We start from the raw sequence: 5928 nt of genomic DNA on the forward strand, positions 1-5928 counted from the left end.
CGGCAGGCGGCGCCCGCGGTCACGCGCCCCGGCCCGTCCACCGTGGTGCTGGTGGTGACCGACAGCATCAACCGCGACAACCTGGGCCTGTACGGCTACGCGCGCCCCACCACGCCGCGCCTGGAGGCGCAGCAGCGCGTGCTGGGCGAGGAGATGGCCGTGCTGCGCCATGCGTGGTCGGTCGATGCCAGCACGCTGCCGGCACTGGCCAACATCTTCGGCTTCGGGCAGCCGGGCCGGGCCGACGGGCAGCACGTGCTGGCGCTGGCCCGCGCTGCGGGCTACAAGGTCTGGTGGATGAGCAACCACGACGACGTGGCGATCGAGCAGCAGCATGCGCGCCTGGCCGACGTGGTGGACATGGTCAACCGCACGCCGGGCCGCGCGGGCGCCTCGCTGGACGGCGAGCTGCTGGACTGCGTGCAGGAAGCGCTGGACGACCCTGCCGAGCGCAAGCTGATCGTGGTGCACCTGATGGGCGCGCACCCGCATTACCGGCTGCGCTTTCCGAGCGGCGACAACCCGTTCGACGACCACGTGGACGCGGTCGAGGCGCAACTGGCCGGCCAGGGCCGCTCGGCCTGGGTGCGGCGCTACCGCCAGCAGTACGACGCGGCCCTGCTGTACCACGACTTCGTGGTGTCCGAGACGCTGCAGCTGGCGCGCGCCGGGGCGCGGCCGGGCGAGTCCCGGGCGTGGATGTATCTGTCCGACCATGGCCAGGAGGTCGGCCACGGCAGCGACCGCGCGGGCCACAGCCCCGCGACCGCCTCGGGCTACCGCATTCCCACGGTGATCTGGCGCAGCGCGGCGGCGCAGCCGGTGTCCGCCGCCACGGCGCAGCGGCCGTTCCGCGCCGACTGGGCGGCCTGGACCCTGGCCGATCTGCTGCACATCGGCTGGGCCGGTGCCATGCCGGAGCGCAACGTGCTGGACGACCGCTACCACTGGGTGGCTCCGGTGCTGCCCGTGGCGGTGCCGTCGTTTTCAGACTGAAGGTGCTCGGGCCAGCGCCATCCATCGCAAAGGATTCTGGCGTGCAGCAGGGCGAGGCCCTGAAGCGGCCTCACTCACTTGCCGCGGCCCAGCCGCCTGCGCAGACTCTTGTCACTCCATCTTCAACTTCTCACGGGAATTGTTTCTACCTCAGGAACTGGGTACCTCATTGATGAGTTTGCAATCATGGCGCGCAACACCGTAGGAACTTGCGAAGGATTGCATTTGAATTCTCCAAGGTTTGGATCAAAGAGCACCACACGGTTGTTCGCAGCACGCGCAGCGACAACGTGACCAGAGGCCGGGCAGTCGGGAGTCCGCCCCAAGATGATGACGTGTGCCAGCCCCTCCTGACTTAAATTGCGAGCAAGTGCGCCCAATGCGCTCTCTTCGTCATCGAGGACATCCACGCGCATCCGTTGGCCCCAATCGAGGTTCAATCCCATCTGCCGGATGCTTGCATCGAAAGGATGAATGCCGGTGCTGTAGTCAGCAGCGTCCATTCGATCTTGATGTTCACTTTGCATCTGACTTGCTTGTGTTGTCATCTCTTTCATGGAAGCCATGCGCGATTGCGCATCCTGCGAAGGTCGGGCCGCGATTTGGCGACACCAAAGTGCACTGAAGGCAACGCACGCTCCCGACTCATTGCTTTGGGATCCGATCTGAGCAAGCTCCACGGATTGGTGGAAGCTGGCTTTTCGATGGGCTTGCCAATCCCGTGCTAGCCCCGTGATTTCATTGGGGCCCTCCAAGGTGCGAGGCTGGCTCGAGCAAACGCCACCTTGCAGTACCCGCATGCGGGAGGGTGAGGGGATGCGACTACGGGGCGGCAAACCATCGATCCCAGACTCCAGCCGTTTCGTTTTTTGCGGTGCGCCAAAAGATGTTTTTGCTATGCCATGAGGCGCAGAAGAGCCGGTTGTGGTCTTTGAAAAACTTGCGGTGCCATCAATCTTTCCCATTTTGCAAACCACTTTATTTGAGATAAGAAAGCAAGTTTTAGAGACATCTCTGACTTCGGGCCCCCTTTTGCGAACTTTGGGTCTTTAGGACGAAGTAAATTGACGCATTATTTGATTCGTACCCGATCAGCCGCTGGTGTGGCGTCAAGGCCAAACAGTGGGATGGAGATGCTCAGGGCATGCAAGGCGGGTGGCATTGTTTTATTTCGGAGTTGTCATGGGCTTACCTCACCTTTTCGCCGCAGGGCCGGGCGCGCGCTGGCTGGCCGCCGCCGGCATCGCCCTGCTGGGCGCCGCGCCTTTCGGTTCCGCCTGGGCGCAGGGCACGATCAAGATCGGCGAGATCAACAGCTACAAGGCCCAGCCGGTGTTCCTGGAGGCCTACAAGAAGGGCATGCACCTGGCGGTGGACGAGGTCAATGCCGCGGGCGGCATCGGCGGCAGGAAGCTCGAACTGGTCACGCGCGACGACAACGCCAACCCCGGCGAGGCCGTGCGGCTGGCCGACGAGCTGGTCTCGCGCGAGCGGGTGGACATCCTGGCGGGCAGCTTCCTGTCGCACATCGGCCTGGCGCTGTCCGACTACGCCAAGCAAAAGAAGCGCTTCTTCCTGGCCAGCGAAGCGCTCACCGACAAGATCACCTGGCACAACGGCAACGCCTACACGTACCGCCTGCGCTCGTCCACCCACATGCTGTCGTCGGCCCTGGTGCCCGAGGCGCTCAAGCTCCAGAAAAAGCGCTGGGCCATCGTGTACCCCAACTACGAATACGGCCAGTCGGCGGTGGACACGTTCAAGAAGCGCATGAAGGCGCAGCAGCCCGGCATCGAGTTCGTCACCGAGCAGGCCGCGCCGCTGGGCAAGCTGGACGCCGGCAGCGTGGCCCAGGCCATCGCCGATGCCAAGCCCGACGCCATCTTCAACGCGCTGTTCGGCCCCGATCTGGCCAAGTTCGTGCGCGAAGGCACCACGCGCGGCCTGTTCAAGAGCACCCCGGTGGTCAGCCTGCTGACCGGCGAGCCCGAGTACCTGGAGCCGCTGCGCGACGAGGCGCCCGTGGGCTGGATCGTCACCGGCTACCCCTGGTACAGCATCGACACGCCGGCCCACAAGGCGTTCGTCGCGGCCTACCAGGCCAAGTACGGCAAGGAAGACCTGCGCCTGGGCGCGCTGATCGGCTACGACACCATCCAGTCCCTGGCCGCGGGCGTGAAGCGCGCGGGCGGCAAGACCGATGCCGAGTCGCTGGCCAAGGCGTTCAGCGGCCTCCAGGTGTCCACGCCCGACGGCCCCATCGAATACCGCGCGATCGACCACCAGTCCACGCTGGGCGTGTACGTGGGCAAGATCGCGCTCAAGGACGGCAAGGGCGTGATGGTCGACTACCGCTACGTGCCCGGCGATACCCTGCTGCCGCCCGAGGCCGAGGTGCGCGCGCTGCGCCCCGCGCCCTGACGCGCCGGCCTGCCGATCGCCCGCGACCCCGCCGCGCCCCGTTCCGCCCGCGATGGATTTCTCCGGCTTCCTGACCCAGCTGCTCAACGGGCTGGCCGAGGCGTCGTCGCTCTTCCTGGTGGCGGCCGGCCTGTCGCTGATCTTCGGGGTGACGCGCATCGTCAACTTCGCGCACGGCTCGTTCTACATGCTGGGCCTGTACCTGGCGTATTCGCTGGTCGAGCACATGGTGGGACTTGCGGGCCTGGCCGGCGGGCCGCTGGGCTACTGGCTCGGCCTGCTTCTGGCGGCGCTGGCGGTGGGCGCCTTCGGCGCGCTGGTGGAGGTGGTGCTGCTGCGGCGCATCTACCGCGCGCCGGAGCTGTTCCAGCTGCTGGCCACGTTCGCGCTGGTGCTGGTGGTGAGCGACGCGGTGCTGTGGCTCTGGGGCCCCGAGGAACTGCTGGGCCGGCGCGCGCCGGGCCTGGCGGCTCGATCGAGCTGATGGGCCGGCAGTACCCGGCCTACAACCTGTTCTTGATCGCCCTGGGCCCGCTGGTGCTGGGCCTGCTGTGGCTGCTGCTCACGCGCACCCGGTGGGGCACGCTGGTGCGCGCCGCCACGCAGGACCGCGAAATGCTCGGTGCCCTGGGCGTCAACCAGGCGTGGCTCTTCACGGGCGTGTTCGCGCTGGGCGCGATGCTCGCGGGGCTGGGCGGCGCGGTGCAGCTGCCGCGCGAGCCGGCCAGCCTGGCGCTGGACCTGCGCGCCATCGGCGAGGCGTTCGTGATCGTGGTGGTGGGCGGCATGGGGTCGATCCCGGGCGCCTACGTGGCCGCGCTGCTGATCGCCGAGATCAAGGCGCTGTGCGTGGGGCTGGGCACGGTGCAGTGGTTCGGCGTCGAGGTGTCGTTTTCCAAGCTCACGCTGGTGGTGGAGTTCCTGGTGATGGCCCTGGTGCTGGTGTTCCGGCCCTGGGGGCTGATGGGGCGGCCCCAGGCCGTGAGCCGCAACTCTGCGCCGGCGGAGGCGCCGCTGCGCCCGGGCACGCCGCTGTTCCGGGCCGCGGTGGTGGCCGTGCTGGCGGCCCTGGCCGCGCTGCCGCTGCTGTCGGCCTGGCTGCCGTATGCCACGGTGCTGGCGCAGGACGTGCTGGTGGCGGTGCTCTTCGCGGTGAGCCTGCACTTCATCATGGGCCCAGGCGGCCTGCATTCGTTCGGCCACGCGGCCTACTACGGGCTGGGCGCCTACGGCGCCGCGGTGCTGCTCAAGGCCTTCAGCATGCCCATGCCGCTGGCCATGGCGCTCGCGCCGCTGGTGGCCGGGGCCGGGGCGTTGGTCTTCGGCTGGTTCTGCGTGCGCCTGTCGGGCGTGTACCTGGCCATGCTGACCCTCGCGTTCTCGCAGATCGTGTGGTCGGTGGTGTTCCAGTGGGATGCCGTCACCGGCGGCTCCAACGGCCTGATCGGCGTGTGGCCCGCGCCGTGGCTGGGCGGCGCGGCCTACTACTACCTCACGCTGGCGCTGGTGGGGCTGTCGGTGTTGGCGCTGCGGCGCGTGCTGTTCGCGCCGTTCGGCTACGCGCTGCGCGCGGGGCGTGACTCGGCGCTGCGGGCCGAGGCGGTGGGCATCGACGTGCGGCGCGTGCGGTGGATGGCCTTCGTGATCGCGGGCGGGTTCGCCGGCCTGGCGGGCAGCCTGTTCGCGTTCTCCAAGGGCAGCATTTCGCCGGAGGCGGTGGCCGTGGGCCAGTCGGTGAACGGGCTGGTCATGGTGCTGCTGGGCGGCCTGCAGACCCTGCTGGGGCCCATCGTTGGCGCGGCGGCGTTCAGCGTGCTGCAGGACGCCATCCTGCGGGCCACGGAGTATTGGCGCGCGCTGTTCGGCGGGGTGATCCTGCTGCTGGTGCTGGCCTTCCCGCAGGGCATCGCGGGCTTCGCGCAGCAGATCGCGCAGCGCCGGGCCGAACGAACGGCGGCGGCGCCCGCCATCCCCGAAGGGCCGTCGCCATGACGCTGCTCCAGGTGCGCGGGTTGCGCAAATCCTATGGCGGCGTGCAGGCCGTCGATGGCATCGGCTTCGACCTGGCGCCGGGGGAATTGCTCGCGCTCATCGGACCCAACGGGGCGGGCAAGTCCACCACCTTCGACATGGTGGGCGGGCAGACGAAGGCCACGGCCGGTTCGGTGCAGCTGCAGGGGCGCGAGCTGCTGGGCCTGCCCCCCCGCGCCATCGCGCGCCTGGGCGTGGGCCGCACCTTCCAGATCGCGGCCACGTTCGCCTCGCTCACCGTGGTGGAGAACGTGCAGATGGCGCTGCTGTCGCACCACCGGCGCGTGTTCGCGTTCTGGCGGCCCGCCGCCTCGCACTACCGCGCCGAGGCGATGGCGCTCCTGGCCCAGGTCGGCATGGACGCGCAGGCCGGCCGCCCGTGCAGCGAACTGGCCTACGGCGACGTCAAGCGCGTGGAACTGGCCCTGGCGCTGGCCAACGATCCGCAGTTGCTGCTGATGGACGAGCCCACCGCCGGCA

At 68.5% G+C, this 5928-nt stretch carries 4 protein-coding genes and 1 pseudogene; 4 read left to right on the plus strand and 1 reads right to left on the minus strand.

Annotated features, from left to right (window positions below; genetic code table 11):
- Positions 1-996, plus strand: a 996-nt coding sequence (locus AC27KI_RS17315; protein WP_487114940.1) for a phosphoethanolamine transferase, incomplete at its 5' end; no start/stop codon positions are given.
- Between the two features lie 122 nt (positions 997-1118).
- On the opposite strand, the gene AC27KI_RS17320 is transcribed toward AC27KI_RS17315, so the two are convergent.
- Positions 1119-1961, minus strand: coding sequence for a YopT-type cysteine protease domain-containing protein (locus AC27KI_RS17320; RefSeq protein ID WP_487114942.1), 843 nt, complete (start codon positions 1959-1961; stop codon positions 1119-1121).
- A 217-nt stretch (positions 1962-2178) separates the two neighbouring features.
- On the opposite strand from AC27KI_RS17320, the gene AC27KI_RS17325 reads away from it, so the two are divergent.
- The 3 genes and pseudogenes from AC27KI_RS17325 to AC27KI_RS17335 form a co-directional block, all read left to right on the plus strand.
- On the plus strand, positions 2179-3417 hold the full coding sequence (locus AC27KI_RS17325) for an ABC transporter substrate-binding protein (RefSeq protein WP_487090474.1): 1239 nt from the start codon (positions 2179-2181) through the stop codon (positions 3415-3417).
- A gap of 52 nt (positions 3418-3469) precedes the next feature.
- Positions 3470-5409: pseudogene (locus tag AC27KI_RS17330) on the plus strand (ABC transporter permease).
- The coding region (locus tag AC27KI_RS17335; RefSeq protein WP_487114944.1) for an ABC transporter ATP-binding protein at positions 5406-5928 on the plus strand (523 nt) is incomplete at its 3' end. The pseudogene AC27KI_RS17330 and the gene AC27KI_RS17335, both read left to right, overlap by 4 nt.

The sequence above is a fragment of the Acidovorax sp. KPB24-03 genome (assembly GCF_057546605.1).